Annotated in this window: 25 protein-coding genes; 13 read left to right on the top strand and 12 right to left on the bottom strand. The window is 71.8% G+C overall.

What is annotated here, in order from left to right:
• Nucleotides 1-67: 67 nt before the first annotated feature.
• The 3 genes from AB0G10_RS17420 to AB0G10_RS17410 are packed head-to-tail and all read left to right on the top strand — an operon-like array spanning nt 68 to nt 1,880.
• A complete protein-coding gene (locus AB0G10_RS17420; protein WP_360921979.1) occupies nt 68-769 on the top strand; it encodes a class I SAM-dependent methyltransferase in 702 nt (233 codons plus the stop codon).
• The gene (locus AB0G10_RS17415) at nt 766-1,092 is read left to right on the top strand and encodes a hypothetical protein (RefSeq protein WP_360921977.1); all 327 of its coding nucleotides are present in this window, start codon (nt 766-768) and stop codon (nt 1,090-1,092) included. The genes AB0G10_RS17420 and AB0G10_RS17415 overlap by 4 nt, the downstream gene beginning before the upstream one ends.
• Entirely contained in the window at nt 1,092-1,880 is a 789-nt protein-coding gene (locus AB0G10_RS17410; RefSeq protein ID WP_360921974.1) for a nitroreductase family protein, read from the top strand. Before AB0G10_RS17415 ends, AB0G10_RS17410 begins: the two co-directional genes overlap by 1 nt.
• A gap of 278 nt (nt 1,881-2,158) precedes the next feature.
• Here AB0G10_RS17410 and AB0G10_RS17405 read toward each other — a convergent pair whose 3' ends face one another.
• Complete coding sequence (locus tag AB0G10_RS17405; RefSeq protein WP_360921971.1) at nt 2,159-2,536, bottom strand: DUF2568 domain-containing protein; 378 nt, start codon at nt 2,534-2,536, stop codon at nt 2,159-2,161.
• 163 nt (nt 2,537-2,699) lie between these two features.
• On the opposite strand from AB0G10_RS17405, the gene AB0G10_RS17400 reads away from it, so the two are divergent.
• Nucleotides 2,700-2,900 carry a hypothetical protein gene (locus AB0G10_RS17400; RefSeq protein ID WP_360921969.1) on the top strand — a complete coding sequence of 67 codons (201 nt, stop codon included), beginning with the start codon at nt 2,700-2,702 and terminating at the stop codon, nt 2,898-2,900.
• Here the strand turns inward: AB0G10_RS17400 and AB0G10_RS17395 are convergent.
• Together AB0G10_RS17395 and AB0G10_RS17390 are read right to left on the bottom strand one after the other, a co-directional pair.
• Nucleotides 2,852-4,525, bottom strand: coding sequence for a glycoside hydrolase family 9 protein (locus AB0G10_RS17395; RefSeq protein ID WP_360921966.1), 1,674 nt, complete (start codon nt 4,523-4,525; stop codon nt 2,852-2,854). The two genes, AB0G10_RS17400 and AB0G10_RS17395, sit on opposite strands and share 49 nt — an antisense overlap.
• Nucleotides 4,526-4,557: 32 nt before the next feature.
• A complete protein-coding gene (locus AB0G10_RS17390) occupies nt 4,558-4,794 on the bottom strand; it encodes a PLDc N-terminal domain-containing protein (RefSeq protein WP_360921964.1) in 237 nt (78 codons plus the stop codon).
• A gap of 257 nt (nt 4,795-5,051) precedes the next feature.
• Between AB0G10_RS17390 and AB0G10_RS17385 the strand changes: the two genes are divergently transcribed.
• Nucleotides 5,052-8,258 carry a hypothetical protein gene (locus AB0G10_RS17385; RefSeq protein ID WP_360921961.1) on the top strand — a complete coding sequence of 1,069 codons (3,207 nt, stop codon included), beginning with the start codon at nt 5,052-5,054 and terminating at the stop codon, nt 8,256-8,258.
• A 58-nt stretch (nt 8,259-8,316) separates the two neighbouring features.
• Here the strand turns inward: AB0G10_RS17385 and AB0G10_RS17380 are convergent, their stop codons facing one another.
• Nucleotides 8,317-9,921 (bottom strand): BCCT family transporter, encoded by a 1,605-nt coding sequence (locus AB0G10_RS17380; protein ID WP_360921959.1) that lies wholly within the window; start codon nt 9,919-9,921, stop codon nt 8,317-8,319.
• Nucleotides 9,922-10,127: 206 nt separating this feature from the next.
• Here AB0G10_RS17380 and AB0G10_RS17375 point away from each other — a divergent pair, with 206 nt between their 5' ends.
• A complete protein-coding gene (locus AB0G10_RS17375) occupies nt 10,128-11,795 on the top strand; it encodes a HAMP domain-containing sensor histidine kinase (protein WP_360921956.1) in 1,668 nt (555 codons plus the stop codon).
• Here AB0G10_RS17375 and AB0G10_RS17370 read toward each other — a convergent pair.
• Genes AB0G10_RS17370 through AB0G10_RS17350 form a run of 5 tightly spaced genes read right to left on the bottom strand, consistent with a single transcriptional unit; the run spans nt 11,792 to nt 16,071 of the window.
• Nucleotides 11,792-12,415, bottom strand: a complete 624-nt coding sequence (locus tag AB0G10_RS17370; RefSeq protein WP_360921953.1) for a nucleoside/nucleotide kinase family protein — start codon at nt 12,413-12,415, stop codon at nt 11,792-11,794. The genes AB0G10_RS17375 and AB0G10_RS17370 overlap by 4 nt on opposite strands.
• On the bottom strand, nt 12,412-13,281 hold the full coding sequence (locus AB0G10_RS17365; RefSeq protein ID WP_360921951.1) for a sugar phosphate isomerase/epimerase family protein: 870 nt from the start codon (nt 13,279-13,281) through the stop codon (nt 12,412-12,414). The genes AB0G10_RS17370 and AB0G10_RS17365 overlap by 4 nt, the downstream gene beginning before the upstream one ends.
• A 27-nt stretch (nt 13,282-13,308) precedes the next feature.
• Nucleotides 13,309-14,052, bottom strand: coding sequence for an ATP-binding cassette domain-containing protein (locus AB0G10_RS17360; protein ID WP_360921948.1), 744 nt, complete (start codon nt 14,050-14,052; stop codon nt 13,309-13,311).
• A gap of 10 nt (nt 14,053-14,062) precedes the next feature.
• The gene (locus AB0G10_RS17355) at nt 14,063-15,037 is read right to left on the bottom strand and encodes an ABC transporter permease (RefSeq protein ID WP_360921945.1); all 975 of its coding nucleotides are present in this window, start codon (nt 15,035-15,037) and stop codon (nt 14,063-14,065) included.
• Between the two features lie 2 nt (nt 15,038-15,039).
• Nucleotides 15,040-16,071, bottom strand: a complete 1,032-nt coding sequence (locus AB0G10_RS17350; protein ID WP_360921942.1) for a substrate-binding domain-containing protein — start codon at nt 16,069-16,071, stop codon at nt 15,040-15,042.
• Nucleotides 16,072-16,189: 118 nt separating this feature from the next.
• Between AB0G10_RS17350 and AB0G10_RS17345 the strand changes: the two genes are divergently transcribed.
• Together AB0G10_RS17345 and AB0G10_RS17340 are read left to right on the top strand one after the other, a co-directional pair.
• Complete coding sequence (locus AB0G10_RS17345) at nt 16,190-17,380, top strand: ROK family transcriptional regulator (RefSeq protein ID WP_360923052.1); 1,191 nt, start codon at nt 16,190-16,192, stop codon at nt 17,378-17,380.
• 65 nt (nt 17,381-17,445) lie between these two features.
• Nucleotides 17,446-19,488, top strand: a complete 2,043-nt coding sequence (locus AB0G10_RS17340; RefSeq protein WP_360921939.1) for an ATP-binding protein — start codon at nt 17,446-17,448, stop codon at nt 19,486-19,488.
• Between the two features lie 9 nt (nt 19,489-19,497).
• On the opposite strand, the gene AB0G10_RS17335 is transcribed toward AB0G10_RS17340, so the two are convergent.
• Together AB0G10_RS17335 and AB0G10_RS17330 are read right to left on the bottom strand one after the other, a co-directional pair.
• Nucleotides 19,498-19,677: a hypothetical protein gene (locus AB0G10_RS17335; protein WP_360921936.1), complete on the bottom strand. Its 180-nt coding sequence runs from the start codon at nt 19,675-19,677 to the stop codon at nt 19,498-19,500.
• A 35-nt stretch (nt 19,678-19,712) separates the two neighbouring features.
• Nucleotides 19,713-19,967: a hypothetical protein gene (locus AB0G10_RS17330; RefSeq protein ID WP_360923049.1), complete on the bottom strand. Its 255-nt coding sequence runs from the start codon at nt 19,965-19,967 to the stop codon at nt 19,713-19,715.
• 61 nt (nt 19,968-20,028) lie between these two features.
• Between AB0G10_RS17330 and AB0G10_RS17325 the strand changes: the two genes are divergently transcribed.
• From AB0G10_RS17325 to AB0G10_RS17310, 4 genes are all read left to right on the top strand, one after another.
• Complete coding sequence (locus AB0G10_RS17325; protein WP_360921933.1) at nt 20,029-20,490, top strand: DUF427 domain-containing protein; 462 nt, start codon at nt 20,029-20,031, stop codon at nt 20,488-20,490.
• 66 nt (nt 20,491-20,556) lie between these two features.
• Entirely contained in the window at nt 20,557-22,599 is a 2,043-nt protein-coding gene (locus AB0G10_RS17320; RefSeq protein ID WP_360921930.1) for a M4 family metallopeptidase, read from the top strand.
• Between the two features lie 68 nt (nt 22,600-22,667).
• Nucleotides 22,668-23,339 (top strand): alpha/beta fold hydrolase, encoded by a 672-nt coding sequence (locus AB0G10_RS17315; RefSeq protein ID WP_360921927.1) that lies wholly within the window; start codon nt 22,668-22,670, stop codon nt 23,337-23,339.
• A gap of 1 nt (nt 23,340) precedes the next feature.
• Nucleotides 23,341-23,523, top strand: coding sequence for a hypothetical protein (locus AB0G10_RS17310; protein ID WP_360921924.1), 183 nt, complete (start codon nt 23,341-23,343; stop codon nt 23,521-23,523).
• A gap of 233 nt (nt 23,524-23,756) precedes the next feature.
• On the opposite strand, the gene AB0G10_RS17305 is transcribed toward AB0G10_RS17310, so the two are convergent.
• The gene (locus AB0G10_RS17305; protein ID WP_360921921.1) at nt 23,757-24,461 is read right to left on the bottom strand and encodes a hypothetical protein; all 705 of its coding nucleotides are present in this window, start codon (nt 24,459-24,461) and stop codon (nt 23,757-23,759) included.
• A 167-nt stretch (nt 24,462-24,628) separates the two neighbouring features.
• Here AB0G10_RS17305 and AB0G10_RS17300 point away from each other — a divergent pair, with 167 nt between their 5' ends.
• Entirely contained in the window at nt 24,629-25,753 is a 1,125-nt protein-coding gene (locus tag AB0G10_RS17300; RefSeq protein ID WP_360921918.1) for a cellulose binding domain-containing protein, read from the top strand.
• Nucleotides 25,754-25,769: the final 16 nt, after the last annotated feature.

The raw sequence follows: 25,769 nt of genomic DNA, 5'->3' as shown, positions 1-25,769 counted from the left end.
GTCGTTAGGCGCTGATCTTTCCGGGTATCCCGTCGACCGTCCAGCCCGGAACCGGAGGGTCAACGCATTGAGCAACATCGGCCTCACCCGCCGCGACACCGCCGTGCAGGAGTTCATGGACGATCCCGGCTGCGACCCCGACCGGCTGGAACGCACCTACCGGCAGTTCCGCACCGTCAACCGGCTCGTCTCCGGATGGCGGCGCGTCTACCAGCGGTGGATCCGGCCGCACCTGGACGCCGACCGGCCCGCCACGCTGCTGGACATCGGCTTCGGCGGCGGCGACATCTCCCGCGCCCTCAGCGGATGGGCGGCCCGGGACGGGCTGGCGCTGCGGATCACCGCGATCGACCCGGACGAGCGCGCGCTGCGCCACGTCCGCGATCGGCCCGCCGCCGGGGTCCGGTTCGAGCAGGCGTCGAGCGCGGACCTGGTGGCCCGCGGCGACCGGTACGACCTGGTGATCTCGAACCACCTCCTGCACCACCTCGACCCGGCGGCGCTGTCCGCCGTGCTGGCCGACAGCGAGACCCTCGCGCGCCGGCTGACCGTCCACAACGACCTGTCGCGCGGGCGCGCCGGCTACGGCCTCTACGCCGCCGCGACGCTGCCGTTCGCCCGCGGCTCGTTCATCCACCAGGACGGGCTGCTCTCGATCCGCCGCAGCTACCGGCCCCCGGAGCTGCGCGCGGCCGTGCCGCCCGGCTGGCAGGTCAGGCCGATGTTCCCGCAGCGCCTGCTGCTCATTCACGAGGGGACGCCGCGGTGACCCGGCGGCTGGTCACCGCCGCGGCGCTGAGCTATCTGGCGAACGCCGCCTTCGGCGCCGCCGTCGCGACGGGCGCGATCGACAACCGCCGCTTGCGGTGGGTGCATCATTCCCTGTACGTCGTGACGTCCGCGCTCACCACGGCCGCGCTCGTCGCCTGCGCCGCCGACCGCCGGCCCGCCGGGCTCGCGCTGCTGCCGGCCGCCGGGCCGCTGATCGCGCTGCCCTACGCCGGCGGGAGGCTGCGCCGGCACGCCACGGTCGCCGGCGCGGCTGCCCCCTCGTACGCAATCGCCCTTGCCCTTGTCTGGAGGAATCGCTGATGGAGTTCCTTGACGTGGTGCGCCGCCGCAAGACCACCAACGGCGCGTTCCTGCCCGATCCCGTCTCCGAGGAGCACCAGCGGCTGCTCATGGAGGTGGCCGGGCGTGCACCGTCGCAGCTGAACAGCCAGCCGTGGCGGTTCGTCATCGTGGAGGACCGCCCGGCGATCGAGGAGATCGCCCGCATCAGCGGTGAGAGCATGACCGAGGCCATGTCGAACGGCACGTTCTTCGAACGGTACAAGCCGTACTTCCGGTTCAGCCGGGAGGAGATGGAACGCCGCCGCGACGGCATGCTGTTCGACAGGCTGCCGGCGCCGCTGCGCCCGTTCACCAGCCAGGTGTTCACCGCCCGCGGCCAGAAACTCATGAACGCCATGCGGGTGCCGCAGAGCCTCGGCGAGGAGAACCGCAAGCTGGTGGCCGGCTCGCCGCTGCTGCTCGGCGTCATGCTCGACCGATCCGAGTACCGGCCGGGTGAGCTGTCCTCGTTCTACTCGGTGTTCAGCATGGGCGCCGCCATGGAGAACGTCTGGCTCACCACCGTCGAGCTCGGCATGGGCATCCAGTTCGTCTCGTTCCCGATGGAGGTCCCGGGCCGCTGGGACGAGATCGTCCGGCTGCTGAAGGTGCCGGACGACCTCGAACTGATGGCCGTCTACCGGCTCGGATATCTGCCCGAACAGCAGCGGCGGCCACCCATCGACTGGTCGAGTGAGCAGCGCAAGGTGCCGTCGCAGTACGTCTTCCGCGGCACCTGCGCCACCCCGCAGCAGGGCTGGGACTGAGATCAGGCGCGCGTCCGGACCAGCAGGACGTCCGGGGAGAGGGCCCCTTCCTGCGGCGGCGATCCTGGCGGGGCTTGCGCTGAGTGCCTCACCTGCGCTTGCTGCCTGGTCCGGGCCGTTGTGCTGCCGCGCCGCTTCCGCTCCTCGGCGCTGGCGCGCCTGCGGTGCGGGTCGGCTTGCCACTCGATGAATGACGTTGCGGCGGGTGGTGGGTTGCGGTGTCGGTGGTCCGGGCCGTCCGGAGGCTGCGGGTTCGTCCTTCTTTCGGTGCGGCGGCCTTATTTGCCCGGGGCGGCGATTCTGGTCAGTGCGGCGACGCCGATTCCGGTTGCGCTTGTCAGGATGGCGGTGAAGGGGTGGCCGGCTGCGGTCATCAGGGCGCCGGCTGCGGCGAACAGGATTGCCTCGGTCAGGAAGCGCCACGGTTCGGGCAGCCGCCGGGTCGCTCGCGGGCCGATGAACAAGCCCCACAGCGTGATCGCGGATGCCGGTGCGGCCAGTGCCAGCGCGATCTTCAGCGGGAGTTGGCCGGGCAGGGTTGCGCCCGCGTAGGCGAGCGCGGCGAACAGCGCCAGTTCGGTGAGGAACCTGGTCAGCAGCACGAGGCCGCGCCAGCCGGTCAATGGCAGCGGCTCCGCTTCTTCACCCCTCGGCACACGGCGCAGCTTAAGCTCTCGTGCTGCCTTACCGTGTGCCGGTGAATGACGAAGAGCGGAAGGTCTATCTGGCTGCCGCCGCGGCCGGCCTGGACTTCAATGCGCCCCTGGGCGGGCAGCGGGTGGCCGATCTGATCCGGCGGCTGGCGCCTGCCGGGCCGCGGTGGACGCCGGGTTCCGGCCGCTGCACGTCGCCGAGTCGACGGTGGCCGAGTGGGACGACTTCGAGTCGGACTGGCGTGCCGGCATCGAACGCCTCGGCACGCCGGCCGCGCGCTCGTTCGCCGATCAGCGACGGAACGAGTATCTCGGCGGCTACCGCGACGTGGTCGGCTTCGGATGGCTGGTGCTGACGCCGTCCTGAGAGCCGTGCTCGGCGGCGAAAGCCGCCGTCCAGGCCAGGGCGGCGTTCCAGTTGATGGCCAGCTCGTTGGTGGACCAGGACTGGATGTCGTCGATGTAGCAGAACTGGCCCACCCTGCCGGACAGCTTCGCCTGTGCGACCTCGTCCTGCAGGCCGGAGTTCGGGCCGCCGGCCAGGGTTCCGTCCGGCGGGTGCGGCAGGGCCGGGTCGATCTGGTGGGCGTACCAGCGGCTGTGCTGGTTCTTCGCGAAGTCGGTGCCGTAGCCGGTCACGTAGGAGAGGTTCAGCGCGTTGCGGCCGAGGATGTAGTCGAAGCCCTCCAGGACGCCGTCGCGGTAGCGGGTGTCGCCGGTCAGGTCGTAGGCCGTGGCCACCACCACCAGGTTGTTCAGCACCATGCTGCTGGAACCCCAGTCCCAGTGGTTGCCCGGCGGGGCGTACGCGACGGCGTACGGATGGGCCTTTTGAATGTCGAGATATCTGTCCGCACCGGCGATGACCGAGGCGCGCACGCCCGGGAGGTCGGTGAAGGCGAGAGCGAGGCGGGCGGCGGCCGCGGTGGCGGCCCAGTCGAAGGCGTACGGGCCGAAGACGTCGGCGGTGTGCAGCGGCGAGGCGAGGACCGCGTCGGCGAACCGCTGCTCGCCGGTGGTCAGGAACAGCTCGGCCGCCGCCCAGTAGAACTCGTCACGGACGTCGTCGTCGTTGTACGGGCCCCCGCCGATCGTGTCCTCGGCTGGCGCGTACAGGGAAGGGTTGGCCCCGGCCGCCGCAAAGGCGGTCCTCGCGGCAGTGAGCAGGCGTTCCGCGTAGTCCGCGTCGTACTTGTGGAAGATCCTCGCCCCCTGGGCGGCGACGGCGGCCAGGTTCAGCGTGGCCGCCGTGGACACCGGGCGCAGCAGGCGCGGCTGCGGGTCGAGGTGCGGCAGGGTCGGCAGCGGCGTCCACTGCTCGTCGTGCATCTTGTGGTGCACCAGGCCGCCCGGCGCCTGCATGCGCAGCAGGAAGTCGAGCTCCCAGCGCACCTCGTTCAGCAGGTCGGGGACGCCGTTGCCGCTCTCCGGCAGGTCCAGAACCAGCTCGTCGAGGCCGCGCCGGTGCTCGAAGGCGTGCAGCAGCTGCCACACCGTGATGCCGCCGTTGACCACGTATTTGCCCTGGTCACCGGCGTCGTACCAGCCGCCGCGTACGTCCAGCCGATAGTCGCCGGCGCCGGGGCCGCACGGCACGTCACGGTCGTCGAGGTGCCCGGCCGGGCGGCCGTAGCCGGGCCGCAGGTCCTCGCGGATCTCGATGCCGCTGCGCTGGCAGTAGTAGAACTTGAGCGCGTCGGCGCGCAGCGGTCCATAGAGGTCGGCACCGATGGCGAACGGCCGGCTCGTCGCGCCGCCCGCGGTCACCGTGAAGCCGGCGCCGGCCTGCTCGCAGGCGCCGAAGTCGATGGTGTGCACGTTCTGCCCGGACGAGACGTCGACGCCGCGAGGCTCGGTCGTCCCGCTCGCGACGGTCCGGCCCGCGCCGTCGGCGAGCCGCCAGGGCAGCGCCGCGACGGCGTCGGTGACCAGCGTGGCCCGCTTCGGCCCGGACGAGAGGTACCCCACCTGATTGACCGCGATGTTCGACACGTTGGGAACGCTCCCAGCCGGTGCGCCGGCTGTCAAACCTCCTGGCGCGTGGCGGGCCGGCCGCTCAGGAACCACATCGCGATCCCGACGGCGGGGACCAGAACCACGAACCAGATCCATCGGGTACGCGACCGCGACTCCAGCGGCGACCGGCAGACGCTGACGAGGGTGACCGCGAACAGCGCGACGTAGCCGGCCAGCAGAACGGTCCAGAAGGCGATGCCGGCCAGCGTCGTCGCGATGCCGGCGGCGGCGAGGATCTCGTACATCTCGGGGTTTTCCTTTCGCTCGATGACCCGTTCATGGTCTCGAGGAAGGGGGTGCGGGCGCGTCTGACCGGAGTCGGAGACGCGGGTATGACCTGGGTCGGACGCGCGCTACGGTGACGGTCATCCGACACGGCTCCACCTCGTCCGGCGAGTGACACTGAACCTGTCCCCCAGATAGTCCTTCGGCTATTCGGATCTGCGCAGGACCAGCCATGTCGTCTCGATCGCTACGCCGCAACTCCCGCGTCCGTTCCAGCATGGTCGCGCTCCTCGTGCTCAGCGCGATCGCCGTCCTGGCCTTGCTGGTTCGGATGGCTGTCGGGGGAATCTCTGCCAACGACGTCGGTCTGCTGGTCACCCTGGTGAGTCTCGGAGCCGCGATCGTCGCGTTCCTCTGGCCGGAGAAGGGCGAGGAACCCGCCCGTGACCTGGCCGACGACCTGGCGGAGACCCTTCGCGAGCAGTGGCTCGAGGAAGCGCGGGCACGGCGGCTCCGTGACCCCGGCGTCCTACCTCTGTCCTGGGCGGCGACCGAGCGTGACGGCATTGCGGATGATCCGATCCGGGCCGCGCGGATGCCGAGCGGCATCCGCGTACGCCGCAGGCGATTGTCCGGTCGGCTGGACGGCAGATTCGACGATGTCGTCCGGCAGCTCGCGGAGGACTACGCGCACCTCGGAACCGGGCGCCTGGTGCTGCTCGGCGAGCCGGGCGCGGGCAAGAGCGTGCTGGCCATGCTCATGACGCTCGGGCTGCTCGACGCGCGCGAGACCGGTGGTGTGACGCCCGTGCTGCTGTCGGCCTCCACCTGGGATCCGCTGTCCGCTTCCCTGGATGCCTGGATCGTGAACAGCCTCGCCATGCTGTACTACCACGGACAGCCCGAGACGCCCCGCCGGCTGCTGCTCAACGGACTCGTTCTGCCCGTGCTGGACGGTCTGGACGAGATACCCGAGTCGGCGCGCCGCAGCGCCGTCCGCGAGATCAACCGTGCGATCGGCGGTGATCGTCCGATCATCGTCACCTGTCGCTCAGCCGAGTACGTCGACGTCATCCGTGGCGGCGCGCCCGTGCTTCGCGGCGCGCCGGTGGTGGAGGTGCTGCCGCTCGCCGCAGACGATGTGGTGGCCCACCTGTCCTCGATAGCCTGGCCCGAGGACACCGATTGGGATGACGTCTACGGCGATCTGCTGGCGGCATCCGGCGACCCGAGCCGTGATCATCCGGTGGCGCAGGCGCTGTCGACGCCGCTGATGGTGTCGCTGGCCCGATTCGTCTACGAGCGGTGCGGCGGCCGGCCGGACGAGTTGCTGAACATCAGACGGTTCGACTCGCGACACCGGGTCGAGGACCACATCATCGACCAGGTGATCGACGGGGCGTACGGGCCCCGTCACCAGCCTGCCGCTCCGCCGGCGGAACCGTCGCGGTGGTCGGCCCAGGAGGTTCGCCGCTGGCTGGAATTCCTCGCACGCTACCTGCACCAGCATCGTGACCGGGACCTCGCCTGGTGGACCATGCACCGGTTGCTCCCGCCCTGGACCGCGATCGGTCTCGGCATCATCGGCGGAACGGCATTGGCGGCGACCATCGCGTCCGCGATGTACACGTTGACTGACGGCTCCACCTATCTGCCGGATACTCTCAGTGCCGCCGGGGCGTTCGGATTCGCTTTCGCCCTCCTCACGATCGTGATCTGGTTCGTCGCCGGTGACCGGCCACCCAGCGCCCTCTCCGTGTCGGCCAAGGGATCGCTCGGCCGGCTGCGGCACGGGCTACGCTCCGGAATCACCATAGGCGCCGTCGTCGGTGGCCTCGTCGTGGCATGCACGGCGGTCGGCATGAGCCTCGGCGGGTGGACGACGCGCGAGCTCTACGCCTTCGGCCAACTGCTGGGCATGGCGGCCTCGTTCAGCCTGGTGGTGGCACTCGCACTCGCGGTTCATGACTGGCTGAACGCCCCAGCGGAGCGGTCCGCGCTCGCCGACCCGGTGCGCTTCATCCATGAAGACCGCCGATCGTCTCTGATCGGGGCGTTCTGCGCCGGTGCCGCCGTCAACCTCATGGCGTTCCCCGCCCTGCTGGCCGGAGGACTCATCGGGAAGGTGCTGGCACAGGCGATCGCCGGGGATCCGGAGTGGTCGGCGGCATGGACGAGCCCGAATCGCACGACTCCGCTCGCGATCGGTCTGTCGTGGGACTCGGTGGGCGACGCACTCTCGGTGGCTACGGCATTCCTCCTCCCCGGGACCGTGTTCGCAGCGTTGCTGCTGCTCACCCGGGCATGGCCGAGATTCGTGATCGCGCGGTCGGTGCTCGCCGCACGGGGGCAGCTGCCGTGGCGTCTCATCGGGTTTCTGACCGACGCCCGGGAGAAGGGCCTCCTGCGACAGTCGAGCGGGGTCTACCAATTCCGGCACATCCGGTTCCAGGAGCGTCTCGCCACTCAGCCACTCGAGTTGCCCGAGGCCATCGGCGCGGCGCCGAGGAGACGGGCACCCCGGCGGCGGCTGACCGTGGTGGGCCTGACCGGTGCGGTGCTCCTGAGCATGGTGGTCATCTCCGCCCCCAGGGATCCCGCCGTGGCGGTCCTGGTGTCACCCGGGGAACGCTACGGGCCCATCGCACTGAGTGACTCGGCGGAGTCGACGGCGGTCTCGACGCTCACCGGCAAGGTTCAGATCTGGAGCAGGGGCCCGTCGGGATTCGCGGACGATCCCCGAGCCGAACGCCGGACGGGGGAACCTGCCCGAGCGATGGCACTGAGCGCGGACGGCTCCATCCTGGCGATGGCGACCACCGGCGAGGTGCGCGTGATGGACACGTATCCGGATGACCTGCCGGATGCGCGTCCCCCCATCCCGCTCGCCCATCCGGTCGACGAGATCATGCTGAACGATGACGGCCGAATCATGATCTTCATCGATACCGAGGGGGAACTCTTCGTCTACGACTGGTCTTCGGGGGGACGTCAGCGTTGCGTCACGACCGGCAGCAGGAGGAAGAAGGCCACGGTCAACAGATGGGACGCCATCCCGCTGTGGATCTTCGACCGTGGAGACATCGAGTCGATCGCCCACCGAGGAGCACCGCCGCAGTACAGCGAGGAACCCCTCGAGGTCGTCGTCGCCAGATGCGCGGACATCACCCTATTCGGCATCCGATCCGACGACGGCTACACCACCACCTACGGGGAGATCGGAGTGGGCGCCGGCGGGGAGGACCCCGTTCCCACGTTCGTGATCTCATCCGACTACTACGGTGAGGGAGGCATGACAGTCGCACGATCCCGCCGAGACCCTCTGACGGAGGGGGACGCCAGCCGCAGGTCGGTCACCATCCTGGATACCGGCGGCGACTTCGCCGGGCCAGACGAACTGGCCATCAGTCCGGACGCGGAATTCGTCGCCGCATCGCGCGGTCCCGTCGTCCGGCTCTGGCGGATACCCGCCGGCGACCCCTGATGCGGATCGCCTCGGCGAGGACATCCGGCTGTCCCGGCACCAACCGATCCGGCCGGGGTCAGCGCGAGCGCCGGGGCTTCGTCTCGGGCCAGACGGTGCGTACCGCGTCGCCGATGCCGTGCGGGCGCCCGCGCCTCGGGCGGCTTCCCGCGCCGGGGTCCGCGGCCATCTCCTTCACGACGGAGGCGGCCAGGATCAGCATCACCACGACGAACGGCAACGCGATCACGATGGTGGCCTGCTGCAGCGCCTGCAGGCCACCGGCCAGCAGCAGCGCACCGGCCACCGCCCCCATCAGCACGCCCCACATCACCACCAGCAGGCGGTGTGGCCGCAGAGCGCCGCCGGAGGAGAGCGAGGCCAGCACGAGCGACGCGGAATCGGCGCTGGTGACGAAGTAGAGCCCGACCAGCACCATGGCCAGCGTGGTCGTCACGGTGGCCAGCGGCAGGGCGTCGAGCATTCCGAACAGGGCGTACTCGGCGCCCTCGCGGGCGTCGGTGACCAGATCGGCCGTGCCGGTCGCCTGGGCCCGCAGCGCGCTGCCACCCATGATGGAGAACCAGACGGCGCTGGCTCCGCTGGGAACGAGCAGCACTCCGACGACGAACTGCCGCACGGTGCGGCCGCGTGAGATCCGGGCGATGAAGGTGCCGACGAAAGGCGCCCACGAGATCCACCACGCCCAGTAGAAGAGCGTCCACCCGCCCATCCAGTCCGGATCGGAGAACGCCCCGGTGCGCGTCGACATCACCAGCAGGTTGTTCAGGTAGTCGCCGACGGCGGCCGGCAGCACCTCGAGGGTGTAGACGGTCGGACCGACCAGGAACACGAACAGCATCAGCAGCACGGCCAGGCAGATGTTGATCGTCGACAGCCACTTGACACCCCGGTCCAGGCCGGAGAACGCGGACACCACGAACGCCGCGCTCAGCGACGCGATGATGACGAGCTCGACGGCACGGGTGTCCGGCACCCCGGCCACGATGCCGAGACCGGCCGCTACCTGCAGCGCGCCCAGGCCCAGGCTGGTCGCCGACCCGAACACCGTCGCGAAGATCGCCAAGAGGTCGATCAGCTTGCCCGCCACGCCGTCGGCACGCTCCCCCAGCACTGGCCGGAAGGCGGCCGACAGCAGGTTGCCGCGACCACGGCGGAATGTCGAGTAGGCCAACGCCAGCCCGGCCACCGCGTAGATCGCCCAGGGGTGCAGCGTCCAGTGGAACAGCGTGTACTGCATCGCCACGGCGCCGGCCTGGCCGGTGCCGGCCAGGGCGCCGGACGCAGGAGGCGGCGAGGCGTAGTGCTGGATCGGCTCGGCGACCGCGTAGAAGACCAGGCCGATGCCCATTCCGGCGCTGAACATCATCGCCACCCAGGCCAGCGTGGTGAACTCGGGTTCCTCGTCGTCGGCGCCGAGCCGGATCCGCCCGAACCGCCCCGCCGCGATCACCACGGACAACACCAGGAACGCGTCCGCGGCCAGCACGAAGAACCAGCCGAACGTCCCGATCGTCCAGCCCAGCGCGGCGTCGCCGGCACGGTCCACGGCATCGGGGGCGAGGACCGCCCAGAGCACCACCGCGAGGACACCGGCCGTCCCGGCGATCACGACGGCACGGTCGGCGCCCGGACCCGTCGTGACCTCGGCCGATCTCGCCATCGCCTCAGTCTTCCAGCGACCACACCGGCGCGCGGCGGGAATGACACGATCAGAAACGAGGCACCCGGCGCACGACCCGGACGAACATCCTCATTCGCCGACCCCGGCTGACCCGCCGGGACCGGTCGGGCGGAATCGGGTGGGGGCGGCGGTGACGGGCGGTAACGTCGTACGCGGGAAGCTGTGATCGATAGAGGGCGGGTGCCGTGTGCCCCGAGAGCATCGTGGAGCGGCAGGACGAGGGCCCGGTACGCCGGAGCCTGTGGGTCTGCGCGATCACGGTGGTCGCCGTCACGCTGGCGATGGTGCCGGTGGCCGACTTGCGCCTGGCCGTGCACCCGAACCTGATCAACGCGTTCTTCGTGCTGATGGCCGCGGCCGACCTGCTGACCGCGCACCTGCTCATCCAGCAGTTCCTGGCCGGCGGGCGACCGGCGACGCTGGGACTGTCGACGGCGTACCTCTACTCGGCGCTGATGATGGTCCTCTACGGCGTCAGTTTCACCCGGATCCTGCGGACCGGTGACGACTCGCGCTGGTCCGAGGTCTGCGGCCCGTGGCTGTTCCTGCTGCTCCTCGGCGGTTTCCCGGTCCTGGCCGCGGCGCAGCAGTACGTCGTCGCCGCGCTGCCGGAGCGGTGGATCGCGCTGGCCGAGAGGCGGCGGCGGGCCGCGGTCGCGGTCGTGACGGCCGCGGTGTTCGCGCTGGTGATCGCGGTGACGGTGGCCGTCGTCGGGGCGGCGGCCTGGCTGCCCCGGATCTACCGGGACGGCACGCCGACCACGGCCGGGCAGTGGGTGGTGGGCGCCGTGCTGGCGGCCGCGGCGGCCGCCCTGCTCGCGGTGGTCCGGAATCTGCGCCATCGGCCGCCGGTGGAGCAGTGGGTGGCGGTGGCGATCAGCGCGTCCGCGGCGACGGCGATCCTGTTCCTGGCGGCGCCGCACCGCTACACGCTGGGCTACTACACGGCCCGGGTCACCCTGCTGATCGCCTCCGGGGTGGTGCTGCTGGCCCTGCTCGCCGAGAGCGCCGGCCTCTACCGCAAGCTGTCAGCGGCGCACGAGGGCCTGGACCGGGCGCACCGCGAGCTGAGCCGGCGGGCCGAGCACCTGGCGGCCGCGAACCGGGATCTGGAGGCGGCCGGCGCCTGGAAGAGCGACATCATCGCCACGCTCACCCACGAGATCAACCAGCCGCTGGCGGTGATCTCGGCGTACTCCGAGGAACTGACCCAGGAGTGGGACCTCACCAGCGAGGACGAGCGTCGCGCCGCCGTGCGGGCGCTGGGCGGCCGGGTCGATCAGCTGCTCGACATGGCCGCGCACCTGCTCGCGCTCTGCCGCGCCGAGCCCGGCGAGATCCACACCCAGCCGGTCGCCCTGCCGGTCGCGCAGGCGATCAGCCGGGTCACCGACAACCTGACCCGGCAGGCGCGGGCACGGGTCAGCGTCGACCACGGCCCGGACGGCGCGGCCGTGTGGGCCGACCCGGTGCACACCCACGAGGTGCTGACGAACTTCGTCACGAACGCGATCAAGTACAGCCCCGGCGACATCCACGTGTCGGCGGTCCTCGACGGCCACGGCGACGAGGTCCTGTTCGCCGTCACCGACGAGGGCAACGGGGTGCCGCCGGACTTCGTCGAGCACCTGTTCGACCGCTTCACCCAGGCCGATCAGACCGGGCGGAGGACCGGCGCCGGTTTCGGGCTGTACCTGTCGCGGCTGCTCGCCGAGGCGAACCACGGCCGGGTCTGGTACGAGGACGCCGTCCCGCACGGCAGCCGGTTCGTGCTGCGCCTGCCGCGCGCGCCGCACCGGCCGGAGACCGCGCCGGCCCGGGACCTGGCCGGCGGCGAGCTGCCGCTGAGCTAAAGGATGACCAGGTCGGCGCGGTCGCGGGTGGCCATGATGATCTCGGCGTTGCGCTCGTCGGTGCCGGTGGCCCAGGCCAGCGCGTCGGCCGGGGGCTTGCCGAAGCGCACGTGCCGGTCGACCAGCCGGCGCAGGCGTTCCTCCCGGTCGAGGTCGACGTACCAGACCTCGTCGAGCTGCTGCCGCACCGCCCGCCAGCGCGGGTCGTCGAGGAGCAGGTAGTTGCCCTCGGTGACGATCAGCCGGGACTCGCGGAACACCGGGATCGCCCCCGCGATCGGCTGCTCGACGACCCGTTCGAAGCCGGGCGCGTAGACGATCTCGTCGCGGCCTTCGTGGATGCGGCGCAGCAGTGCCGCGTACCCGAAGGCGTCGAACGTCTCGGGAGCGCCCTTGCGGTCCCGGAGCCCGAGACGATCGAGTTCGGCGTCCGCGAGGTGAAAACCGTCCATGGGTACGTGGGCCACCGGCACCCCGGTCGCCGCAAGCGCTCGCACCAGCTCCTCGGCCAGCGTGGTCTTGCCGGCGGCCGGCGCTCCGGCGATGCCGAGGACGGCCCGGCGCCCGTTGCCGGCGAGCGCGCGGGCCCGGTCCACGAGGGCCGCGAAGGTGACGGTCATGCCGGTACGGCGCTCAGGTGCGTGCTGATGAAGTCGCGGGCGTGCCGGGCCAGGTGCTCGCCGTCGTCCCAGAGGTTGCGCCAGATCGACAGGTCGGCGGAGAGGCCCGGCGCGACCACGGCCGAGGAGAACGACTCGAAGGTGATCGGGCCGGTGTAGCCGATCTGGCCGAGGGCATGGAAGAACGACGTGAAGTCGAGGTGCCCCGAGCCGAGGTAGCCGCGGTGGTTCTCGCCGATGTGCACGTACCCGAGCCGTTCCCCCAGGTCGAGGACGGGACGCACCATGTCGTTCTCCTCGATGTTCATGTGGTAGGTGTCGAGGTGGACGACCACGTTGTCCTCGCCGATGTCGTCGGCCAGCCGCAGCGCGTCGCGGGCGGTGTTGACGACGTTGGTCTCGTACCGGTTGCAGACCTCCAGGCCGAGCGTGACGCCGGTGCCGCGGGCCTCCTTGGCGAGCCGGCGCAGCACCGCGACCACGTTGGCGCGGCCGGCGGCGCTGAGCGGCCGGGCGTAGCTGCCGAACGCGCTGTAGAGGGCGCCGGTCAGGTGGCTCGCGCCCAGCCCGGCGGCGACCCGCAGCGACTCGTGCAGCAGTTTCTCGCCGCGCTCGACCACGGCCGGGTCGTCGCTGGAGATGTCGGCGTCCATGGCGAGGCCGCGGGAGCAGGCCGCGCGCAGGCCGGCCGCCTCGAGTTCGGCGCGCGTGCGGGCCACGTCCAGGTTGATCGAGTCGTGCAGGGAGAACTCGAGCAGGTCGTACCCGGCGGCCTTGGTCTTGCCGATCGCGGCGGTCACGTCGGCCGGCCCGGTGCCGCCGACCCAGACGAGGGCGTGCACGCCGAGGGGATTGCGCAGGTCCATGGTTCCTCTTTCCATCCGTACGGGGTGTCAGGAGCTCGTGGCGCCGGTGATGAGGGCGACGATCTCCTGGCCGGTGGTGTCGGCGGTGCGGCGGCCGGCGACGCAGCGCCCGGCGCGCATCACCCAGACCTGGTCGGACAGGCGCATCACCTGGTCGAAGTTGTGGCTGATGAGCAGGACGGCCCGGCCGTCGTCGCGCAGCTTGGTGATCAGCTGTTCGACCCGGGCGGTCTCCTGGACGCCGAGCGCGGCGGTGGGCTCGTCCATGATCACGAGTTCGGAGCTGAAGCCGGCGGCCCGGCAGATGGCGACGGCCTGCCGCTGTCCCCCGGAGAGCCGGCGCACCCGGCTGCCCACGGCCGGCACGTTGACGGCGAGGGTGGAGACCATCTCCCTGGCCTGCCGCTGCATGCCGCGCCGATTCAGCACCGCCAGGGGCCCGGCCCGGTGGACGAGCTCGCGGTTGAGGAAGAGGTTCTGCCAGACGGTGAGGTCCTCGACCAGGGCCAGGTTCTGGTGGACGGTCTCGATGCCGTCCTCGCGGGCGTCCTCGGGCGATTTGAGGTGCAGTTCCCGGCCCTTCTTCGCGATGGTGCCGGCCTGCGGCCGGTGGATGCCGGAGATGCAGCGGACCAGGGTGGACTTGCCGGCGCCGTTGTCGCCGACCAGCGCGGTGATCTCGCCTTCGGCGATGGTGAGGGAGACGTCCTTGAGGGCCTGGACGCTGCCGAAGGCGAGGGAGACGCCGTCGACGCTGATGAGAGTGCTCATGCTCGAGACCTCACTTCTGGAATCGTGTGAGCAGGGCGGCGAGCACGACGACGAAGCCGACCGCCAGCGGCTGGTAGAACTGGGAGACGCCGAGCAGGGTCAGGCCGTTGGTGAGCGCGGTGAGCAGCAGCGCGCCGATGACCGGCCCGACGATGGTGGCGCGGCCACCGAGCAGGCTGACGCCGCCGAGGACCACCGCGGCCACGGAGTTGAGCAGGAACGACGTGTTCGACGCCGGTTCGGCGGCGCCCACCCGGGCGATCAGCAGGATCGCGGCGAGGCCGGCCAGCAGGCCGGAGACCGCGTACACGGCGATCTTGACGCGGGCGGTGTCGATGCCGGTCGCGTTGGCCGCCTCCCGGGAGCCGCCGGTGGCCAGCACGTGGGTGCCGAACCGGGTCCAGAACAGGAAGCCGTGGGCGATCAGGGCGACCACCGCGGCGATGATGACGGTCCAGCCGAAGATGCCGATGCCGCCGGTGGAGAGCTTGAGCAGGAACGTGTCGACGATGGTGACGGGTTTGCCGTCGGCCAGGATCAGCGCGGCGCCGGACGCGGCGGAGAGCATGCCGAGGGTCACGATGAAGTCGGTGATCTTGCCGCGGGCGATGACGAAGCCGTTGACGAACCCGGTCGCGAGGCCGGTGCCGACGGCCACGAGGCAGGACCAGCCGAGGCCCCAGCCGTGCGAGTACGCCTGGCCGAAGGCGACGGCGCCGAGGGTCATCATCGACGCCACCGACAGGTCGATGCCGCCGGTGGCGACCACGAAGGTCTGCCCCACCGCGAGGATCACCAGGATCGCGGCGGCGACCAGCATGGAGGAGATGTTGCCGGTGCTGAGGAAGGTCGGGTTGAGGATCTGGAAGACGACGACGAGCAGGACGAGGCCGACGGCGGCGGCCCATTCGGCCCAGAAGCCGACGTCCTTGAGGTGGCTCGTCCAGGTGCTCGCGGGGCGTTCGGGAACGGTGGCGGTGGTCATGGTCAGCTTCCCAGGAGGGTCGTGAAGGGGTCGTCGTAGGCGCCGAACGGCTTCGGGGTGGCGGCGAGCGCCTCGCCGGCGTTGTCCTCGGTGACCACCTCGACGGGGGCCTCGACGCTCGCCGGGACGGTGGCGCCCTTGGCGATGGCCTGGCAGGCCTCCATGCCCATCTGGCCGATCGTGTACGGGTACTGGGCGACGACCGCGTCGATCTCGCCGTTCTGGACGGCGGTCAGGGCGTCCTTGATCCCGTCGACGCTGATGATTTTGATCTGGCCGGCCTTGCCCGCGGTCTGGACGGCGCGGGCCACGCCGAGGCCCATGTCGTCGTTGGCGACGAAGAAGCCCTTCAGGCCGGGCTGGGCCCGCATGATGTTGGTGGCCTGGGTGAGGGCCTCCTGCCGCTCCCAGTTCGCGGCGACGGTCTGGACCAGGTCGAGCTTGCCGGTGATCGCCTTGGTGAAGCCGTCGACGCGCTGGCCGCTGGTGACGTCGCCGGCGATGCCGCCGATCGCGGCGACCTCCCCGCCGCCGGGCAGCAGCGTGACCATCTGCTGGCCGGCCTTCTCGCCGGCCGAGGTGTTGTTGGTGCCGATGTACGTGGCCGGGGTGGCGTTCGCGGCCTTCGCGGCGGCCGCGTCGACCGGGCTGTCGATGTTGACGATCGCCTTCTTCTGTGCGGCGAGCTGCGCCATGCCCTGGATCAGGTTGGTGCCGGAGATCGGGTTGACGATGTAGCACCCGTAGTCCTGCCCGGCCAGGCCGGTCAGCTTGTCGGCCTGGCCGGTGGTGTCGGTGATGGAGTTGGCGGCCTGCACGGTGACCTCGGTGCCGGCGGTCTTCGCCTGGTCCTCGATGCCCTGCTCCATGGACTGGAAGAACGGGTTGTCCAGGCCCATGATGACCGCGGCGACCTTGTTCCCGCCGCCGGACGTGCCGGTGCCGGAGTCGCCGGACCCGCAGGCGGCGGCGAGCAGGAGGGCGGTGGCGGAGACGGCGGCCGCTATGCCGCGGTGGACGGCTGTGGGCGACATGGGGGATCCCTTCCGGTCGATGTTTCGACTGATTAGAATCCCGAGTTATGACGACTGTCAAGCAAAAGGTTCGGGACTTACGCATGGTGACTACTCGTAATAGGATGCGACCGTGTCCATGAGCGCGCCCTCCCTGACGGCCGCGGCTGGGCTCGGCGAGGTGCTCCAGCTGTTCCGGGGCCGGCCGAGCCTGACCCGGGCCGACGTCATGCAGCTGACCGGCCTGTCCCGCTCCACCGTCAACCAGCGCCTGGACGCCCTGCTCGGCGCCGCCCTGGTCGTGCCCAGCGGGGAGGGCTCGTCGACCGGCGGCCGGCCGGCGAGCCGGTTCACCTTCCACCACGACCGCGGGGTGCTGCTGGTCGCCGACATCGGCGCGACCGGCATGCGCACGGCGCTGTGCGACCTCAAGGGCGCGGTCCGGGCCGAGCGCGAGCGCACCATCGACGTGGCCGACGGCCCCGAGCCGGTGCTCTCCGCCGCCGACAGCCTGTTCCGGGAGCTCCTGGCCGAGGCCGGCCGCGACCCGGGCGAGGTGTTCGGCGTCGGCATCGACGTGCCCGGGCCGGTCGACTTCGACAGCGGCCAGGTGGTCAGCCCGCCGATCATGAGCGGCTGGGACCGGTACGACATCCCCGGCTGGTTCGCCGGGCGCTACAGCTGCCCCGTGCTGGTCGACAAGGACGTCAACGCGATGGCCTTCGGCGAGCAGCGCAGCGTGCACCCCGGCGTCCGCCAGATGCTGATGGTCAAGGTGGGCACCGGCGTCGGCGCCGGGATGATCTTCGGCGGGGAGGTCTACCGGGGCGCCGACGGCGCGGCCGGCGACATCGGGCACATCCAGGTCACCGTCGAGGACGCCGAGGCCGAACCGGTGTGCCGCTGTGGCAACACCGGCTGCGTGGAGGCGTACGCCGGAGGCTGGGCCCTGGTCCGGGACCTGCGCGCCGCCGGCAAGGACGTCACCACTGTGGACGACGCCGTCGCGCTCATCCGCACCGGCGACCTCACCGCGGTCCGGCTGGCCCGCCGCGCCGGCCGCATCGTCGGGCACGCCATCGCCGACTCGGTGAGCCTGGTCAACCCCCGCGTCGTCGTGATCGGCGGCCAGCTCGCCCGGGTCGAGGAGCAGCTGTTCGCCGGCATCCGCGAGATGGTCTACCGGCGCTCGCTGCCGCTGGCGACGCGGAGCCTGCAGATCGTGGCCACCCAGCTCGGCAACCGGTCCGGGCTGATCGGGCTGGCCCTGCTGCTCGCCGACGGCATCTTCGCCCCGGACCGGGTGGACGCCCTGATCGCCCGCGGGTGACCGGCGCCGGCCGCCGGTTCGGCGATCGCACGCCGCACCCGGCCCGGCGCAAATACGCTGGTGGCGTGAGCGGTACGCAGGAGCCGATCGACTACCGGGCACTGTTCCGCAGCGTGCCGACGCCGGTGGTGGTGCTCGATCGGCAGCTGCTGATCGTCGACGTGAACGACGCCTACCAGACGGCGACCATGCGGTCCCGGGAGGAGCTGGTGGGCCGGCCGATCCTGGCCGCGTTCCCGGAGAACCCCCGCGACCCCTCCTCCCCCGGCGTGGCGAAACTGGCCGCGTCGCTGGAGCGGGTGCTGCGCGACCGGGTCACCGACGTCATGGAGCTGCATCAGTACGACATCCCGCAGGCCGGCGGCGGCTTCGAGACCCGGTGGTGGGCGCCGGTCAGCGTGCCGGTCCTGAACGCCGCCGGCGAGCTGACGCACATCGTGCACCGCGCCGAGGACGTCACCGCCTACGTCCGGGCCCAGCGGGAGGACATCCCCGGCGAACCGGAAGCGCAGACCCGGCAGCGGGAGGCCGAGCCCTTCGCCCACCAGGCGCTCTGGGAGCAGCGCCAGACCCTGCAGGACCTGGCCGACAGCCTGGACACCGTGGTGATCGGCTGCGACACCGAGGGCCGGCCCGTGGTCTACAACGAGGCCGCGCGCACCCTGATCGCCGGCCGGCTCGCCGGCGCGCCGGCGAGCCGGTGGCCGGAACGGCTGCACCTGTACGCCGCGGACGGCGGCCCGCTGCCCGGGACCGAGGTCGCGGTGACCCGCGCCCTGCGCGGTGAGCACGTCCGCGACGACATGGTCGTCATGCGGATCCCGGGGACGCCGCCGCGCAGCTTCCGGATGCACGCCCGGCCGGTCACCCACCGCTCCGGGCTCGCCGCCGTGGTGGCGATGAACGACGTGACCGCGCTGCGCCGGGTCGCGCAGCTCACCGAGTGCGAGCTGGAGATCGCGAAGCTGATCGCCGGCGGCGGCGACACCGACGGGGTCCTGGCCCGGGTGGTACGCCTCATCGGCGTGATGACCGGCTGGGATGCCACCGAGTTCTGGATCGTCGACGAGGTGGCCGGCGTGCTGCGCCGCAGCGCCCGATGGGCCGCCGACGAGCGGGACGCGCTCCGGCCGCCACCCGGGCCGCTGCCGGCCGGCCGGGACGCGCCCGGCCGGGCCTGGCAGACGAACGAACCGGTGTGGGCCACCGGCCCGGACGACGGGCCCCGGCGCGCGGCGCTCGCGGCCCCGGTGTCCAGCGGATCGAACACCCTGGGCGTGCTGGTCTGCTACAGCGACACCCCGAGGGCGGCCGGCGACACCCGTACCGCGAGCCTGACCGGCATCTGCGCCCAGCTCGGCGGGTTCCTCGAGCGCCGCCGCGCCGAGAGCCTCGCGGCCGAGCTCGACCGCACCAAGGACGAGTACATCGCCCTCGTCGGTCACGAGCTGCGCACCCCGCTGACCAGCATCCAGGCGTACACCGAGATGCTCGTCGACGACCCGGAGCTGTCCGCCGAGCACCGCGAGATGCTCGAGGTGATGCACCGCAACGTCGCCGGCCTCAACGCGGTCGTGGTGACCCTGCTCGACGTGGCCGGGCTGCGCTCCGGCTACCTGCGCCTCGACCGGCAGCCGGTGAACCTGGCCGACGTGGTCCGCGCCGCCGCCGACGACGCCCGGGCCCGCGCCGGCGAGCGGGTCACCGTCGCCGTGAACGCCCCCGCCACGGCCCCGGTCGACGGCGATCCGCACCGGCTGCGCCAGGTCGCCGGCGAACTCGTCAACAACGCCCTGACCTGGGCGCCGGACGCCTCCACCGTGGGCGTCACCCTGCACGCCGACGCGCACGCCACGGTGCTGTCCGTCGCCAACACGGGCCGGCGCATCCCGGAGGAGGAACGGGCCCAGCTGTTCGAGCTGTTCTTCCGCGGCAGCGCCGCCCGCCACCACGGCGTGCCCGGCAACGGACTCGGCCTCACCCTGGTCCGCGCCATCGTCGAACTGCACGGCGGCACGATCAGCGTCAGCGAGACCGGCGAACCCGGCGAGACCGCGACCGTGTTCACCGTGCGGCTGCCCGCCGGGCCGGCGCTCCGGCACGCGTGAGCCGCAGGATCACCCGGGCCGCTGCGGATGCCGCGGGACGGCGGGCCGGATCAGGGCGCGCGACCGCGTGCGGCTCTCGGTGGCCGCGGCGACGGATTCGGCGGCCATCCGGCACAGGTCCCGGCTGGTCGCGACGAGCTCGGCGGTGACGCGCAGCGGATGCGGGATGTCCTGCGGCTCGAAGGGCATGACCCCACCTGCTTCCCTGCGACGGCTGATCCCGATCATGCTGCCAGACGCCGGGCGTGCTCCGCCCCGTGCCTGGGCGGGGTCACCGGGCGATGCCGGCGGCCCGGCGCGGCCGGCGGTCGGTGAGCGGCCACGGCCCACGGGCAGATCTCCAGCTCGCTGACGCCGAGCGCCCGCATGGCGTCCCGGGCGACCAGGGCTCCCGCCACGAGCTGATGGGCGCGGCCGGCGCTGACGCCGTCGAGGTGCGCCAGGTCGGGCGACGCCATCCGGCTGAGGAAGCCGAGCAGCCGGCTCAGCCCGGTGCCGTGGTCGTACGGTCCCGGCCCGCGCGGGTGGCAAGCTGGACTGATGGAGTCGGTGTGGGACTACCCTCGTCCGCCGCGCGTGGAGCGGGTCACGAAGCGGGTGACGATCGTGCACGCGGGGCGGACGATCGTGGACAGCGAGCGCTGCCTGCGGGTGCTGGAGACGTCGCATCCGCCGGTCTACTACGTGCCCCGCGACGACATCGCCGACGGCGTGCTGGAGCCGGGCGAGGGACGGTCGCTCTGCGAGTTCAAGGGGGTGGCCGGGTACTGGGATCTCGTCGCCGGCGGGACCCGGGTGCCGCGGGCCGGCTGGTCCTACGAGCGCCCCGTGGCGGCGTACGCTGAGATCTCTGGATTTGTCGCGTTCTATCCCAGCCGTGTCGACGAATGCCGGGTCGGTGGCGAACGGGTGCGGGCGCAGGAGGGCGACTTCTACGGCGGCTGGATCACGGCGGACATCGAGGGGCCGTTCAAGGGCGGTCCGGGGACGACGGGGTGGTGACCCGGGCCGGAATTCATCGATAGCATGCGATATGGTCCCCGCGGCATCGACCACGGGGAGATCGACATGCTTCGCACTGCACGGCGGACGCTGGCGGCCGGCACGACGGCGCTCGTGCTGGCGGCCTCGGCCACACCGGCGACGGCGGGACCCGACCGTCCCCGGCCCACGCGGGCGCAGGCGGCCGGTGACGCCCGCGACCTGGTCGGCCGGCACGGCGCCGCCATCCGTGCCGCGGCGAACGAGCAGTACCGGGTCCGCGGCGTGGTGATCGATCCGGACGGATCCCGGCACGTGCGCTTCGACCGTACCCATCGGGGTCTGCCCGTGCTGGGCGGTGACTATGTGGTGCACGCCGGCCCGGACGGCAGTTTCCGCGACGCCTCGGTGGCGCAGCGGCAGAAGATCACCACCGGCATCGAGCCCGCGGTCGGCGCCCGCCGGGCGACCGCGGTGGCCGTGCAGGAGTTCGGCGGCGCCCATCGCACGGCCGACGCCCACCTGGTGATCGACGCGGTCGCGGGCGCGCCGGCGCTGGCCTGGCAGGTGGTCGTCGCCGATGGGGAGAAACGCGAGCTCAACGTCGTCGTGGACGCGCGCACCGGCGCGGTGCGGCGCACCTTCGAAGGGGTCCACGGTGCGGAGGCCGGCACCGGGCACACCCTCTACAACGGCGAGGTGCCGCTGACCACGACGCGCCGCGAGGACGGCGGCTACACCCTCGCCGATCCGACGCGCGGCGGCGCGCAGGTGTTCGAACTGGGCGGCGAGCCGCTGGTGGACGCCGACAACGTGTGGGGCGACGGCACCCGATCCGACCCGGCGACGGTCGCGGCCGACGTGCACTACGGCCTGGCCGAGACGTACGACTACTTCCAGCGGGAGCACGGCCGCAGCGGGGTCCGCGACGACGGCTCGGTGCCGGACGCGCTGGTGCACTGGGACGACGCCAACGCCTACTACGACGACTTCTGCTTCTGCATGGGATTCGGCGACGGCGACGCCACGTACGGGCCGTTCGTGTCGCTCGACATCGTGGCCCACGAGTACGCGCACGCCGTCACCGCGGCCACGGCCGATCTCGTCTACGACGGCGAGTCCGGCGGGCTCAACGAGGCCACCAGCGACATCTTCGGCACGCTCGTCGAGTTCGCCGCCGACAATCCGCAGGACCGGCCCGACTACACGCTGAGCGAGAAGACCGGGGTGGTCCTGCGCTACATGGACGACCCGGCCCGGGACGGCTGGTCGGCGTCCTGCTGGAGTCCGTCGGTGGGCTACCTCGACGTCCACGAGTCGTCGGGGGTGGCGAACAAGTTCTTCTACACCCTGGCCGTGGGCAGCGGGAAGTCCGCGTGGGGCGACAGTCCCACCTGTGCCGGCGCGCCACCGGTGACCGGGATCGGCAACGAGGCGGCCGGCCGGATCTGGTATCGGGCGCTCACCGTCTACATGCTGTCGAACACGAACTTCGGCGGCGCGCGGGAGGCCACCCTGCGAGCGGCGGCAGACCTTTACGGTACGGGCGGAGCCGAGGTCACCGCCGTGGACGCGGCCTGGGCCGCGGCCGGCGTCGACGGGACGTCCCCGGTCCAGCAGGAGCCGGCGGTCACCCGCCCGCCCCTGCAGCACCACCTCGTCGGCGACCCGGTCAGCCTGCGCATCGAGGCCCGCGACCCGCAGGGCGACGCCGTCACGTTCTCCGCCACCGACCTGCCCGCGGGCCTGTCCATCAGCGCCGGCGGGCTGATCACCGGGACGCTCGTGGCGCACGGCTCGACGCTGTCCACGGTCACCGCGACCGACCCGGCCGGCCACGCCGGCGTCACCCAGGTCCAGTGGTCGGTCAGCGGGCCGCCGATCGTCCGGCCCATCGAGGACCGCACCGGGGTGGTCGGCGAGGGGGACGTCTTCTTCGTCTTCGCCACCGACGACGGCATCGACCTCACGTACTCGTGGTCGGGCCTGCCGCCGGGCATCGCCGGCTACGACTCGCTGGTGTGGGGCACGCTGCAGGAGGCGGGCGTCTACCCGGTGACCCTCACCGTCACCGACGACGAGCAGCGGTCCACGGTCGTCACCTTCACCTGGACCGTCAGCCCGGCCTGACCTCCGCCGTTTGCGCGAGTGCCCGCGCCGAGCCTGCGCGAGCGCCGCCGGAATGTAAGGATCAATACATGTCGGTTCAGAACGTCACCTTCCCCAGCAACGGCGGCCAGGCGCACGGCTACCTCCAGCTGCCCGAGGCGGGCACCGGCCCCGGCGTGATCGTCGTCCAGGAGTGGTGGGGGCTCACCGACCACATCGCCGACATCACCCGCCGCCTCGCCGCCGAGGGTTTCGTCGCGCTCGCCCCCGACCTCTACGGCGGCTCGACCACCCACGACGCCGCCGAGGCCCAGCAGCTCATGACCGAGCTGCCCGCCGACCGCGCCGCGAAGGACCTCTCCGGAGCCGTCGACTACCTGCTCGCCCACGACGCGGTCACCAGCGCCACGGTCGGCGTCATCGGCTTCTGCATGGGCGGCGGCTTCGTCCTCCAGCTCGCCGCCGACCGTCCCGGGCAGGTCTCGGCCGCGGTCCCGTTCTACGGCTTCCCCCAGGATCCCGCCGCCGTCGCCTCCCGCATCCGCGCCGCCGTGCAGGGCCACTACGCGACGCAGGACCGCATCCCGCTGGACGCAGTCCGCGATCTCTTCGGGCAGCTGGAAAAGGCCGAGCTTCATGTGTACGAGGCCGGGCACGCCTTCCTCAACGACGAGAACCTGATCGGCACCTACGACCCCGATGCCGCGAAGCTGGCCTGGTCCCGGGCCGTCACCTTCCTGCACGAGCACGTCGGCAGCTGACATGGACGTCTCCGAGCCGGCGGAGCGGGCCCAGGCGGCGTGGTTCCACGGCCTCGCCGCCGCAGCCCGTGACGGCGCCGTCCAGGCCGTCCTCTTCCCGTCCCCGGACGGCTTCCACCTCCACCGGAGCCTCGGCTTCACGTCGGTCCCGGTCCGCCCGGATCGCTGCTTCTACCTGCACTAGCCGCCGGGTGCCGGTGGCCGCCCCTCGCCGTCAGCACCGCGATCGTCCACCACGGCGGCGGCGGTTCCACCGACTGGCTGCTCACCGATCCGGCGCCCGCGCGGGCGGCGCAGGAGGTCGTCGTGGAAGTGGCCGGCCTGCCGGCAGCGATCGCTATACCGACCTCGGCAGGCCGATCGGGACCGATGATCGCCACGCTCATGCCGGAGCCACTGACCCGCTGCACCGGCCCGCTATGGCACCCGCCGGTCGACGTTCACGGGCGGCCAGGTCCGCACGCGGCCGGCGCTCCTCGGCGACGGGATACGCAGGGCCGCGACGATGCCGGCGGTGAACAGGGCGGGCACCAGCATCCAGAGCAGGATGTCGTCCTCGCGGCCGTTGTTCGCCATGGTCGCGGCGATGCCGATCGACGCGGCGAGAAGACCCGTGGACCAGCCGATGTAGAAGCGCCGGGAGTGCGGGCGCGGCGCCGGCTCGCCGGTGGCCGTCACCTCCGGGTTCCGGGCGAGCCACTGCTGCGCGACCGCGGCCGGGACGCCGGGTATGCGCAGCTCACCGAATCGCGTGCGATAGGGCAGGTGCTTCGGCAACCCGTGGTCGCGCACCAGGCCGAGGAGGTGGACGGAGAAGAAGGCCGCCATCGCGGCCAGGAGACCGGCGCGGGTCAGGTTCGCGTGGTAGGCGAGCCACCAGCCGATCAGCGAGACCAGGGCGACCGGCAGGGACCAGGGCGCGAGCCGGGTCGCGCGCCGGACGCTCCGCGCGCTGCGCGCGTCGAGGGGTAACCGCTGCGACGGCCGCCGCGTGAGGAACCACCAGCGGCTCAGCGGCACCTCGACCCATTCCGGGTCGGCCGCGCCGTCGGTGATGGCCAGCGGCGGGATCCGCAGGCGGGCGATCGCATCCGCCGGCACGACGAGATCGGTTCGTTCCACCTTCGACCTGCCGTCCACTCGCAGCGAATGATCTCCATGCTATCGGGGTGGCGCACGCAGCGACGCTGTGATGTCGCGGTCCGGCCGGCATTGACTTATGTTGATACCGGGAGCGCTCCCACGCCCCCGACCCCCGATCCCCCGCTCCCCTTCGAGAAGGAGCAGACGTGAAGCATCCCCTCCGCGCCCTCGTCGCCGCCTGCACCCTGGCAGCCGCGGCGATCGTCGGGCTCACCGTGGCCGGGCCCGCGCAGGCCGACACCCGCATCTGCGAGCAGTACGGGTCGACCACCATCGGCGGCCGCTACGTGGTCATGAACAACCGCTGGGGCACCAGCGCCGAACAGTGCATCAACGTCACGAGCACCGGGTTCTCCATCGCCAGCCAGCAGGGCGTCGGCAACACCAGCGGCGCGCCGGTGTCGTACCCGGCGGTCTACTTCGGCTGCCACTACACCAACTGCTCCCCCGGCACGAACCTGCCCATCCAGGTCGGCGCGATCAGCAGCGCGACGAGCAGCATCAGCTACAACTACGTCTCCGGCGCGACCTACAACGCGTCGTTCGACATCTGGCTCGACCCGACGCCGCGCACCAACGGCGTCAACGCCCAGGAGATCATGATCTGGTTCAACCGGCAGGGCTCGATCCAGCCGATCGGGTCCCGCGTCGGCTCCGCCACCATCGGCGGGCGCACGTGGGAGGTGTGGCAGGGCAGCAACGGCTCCAACGCCGTCGTCTCCTATGTGGCGCCCTCACCGATCAGCAGCTGGTCGTTCAGCGTCCTCGACTTCATCAACGACGTACGCAACCGCGGCGCGATCACGAACTCGTGGTACCTGACCAGCATCCAGGCGGGCTTCGAGCCGTGGATCGGCGGCGCCGGCCTGGCGGTCACCAACTTCTCCGCACAGGTCAACGGCGGGGGCAGCGGACCCGGGCCGTCCACGTCGCCGACGAGCCAGCCGGGCGGCGCCGCCTGCGCCGTCACCTACGCCACGAACGTGTGGAACACCGGCTTCACCGCCGACGTCACCGTCGCGAACACCGGCGCCAACGCCGTGAGCGGCTGGAACCTCGGCTTCACGCTGCCCGCCGGGCAGTCCGTCACCGGCTCGTGGAACACCGTGCTGAGCGGCAACTCCGGGGCGCTCACCGCCCGCGGCGCCGCACACAACGGCACCATCCCGGCCGGCGGCAGCACGTCGTTCGGGTTCCAGGGCACCTACAGCGGTTCGTTCGCGACCCCGGCCGCGTTCACCCTGAACGGCACGCCCTGCACCAGGCGCTGACGACCGCCGGCACCGC

The organism is Actinoplanes sp. NPDC023714, assembly GCF_040639855.1.
Lineage (GTDB): Bacteria > Actinomycetota > Actinomycetes > Mycobacteriales > Micromonosporaceae > Actinoplanes.
The sequence above is the reverse complement of the archived record's forward strand: the minus strand, read 5'-3'. Positions and strand labels throughout refer to the sequence as shown.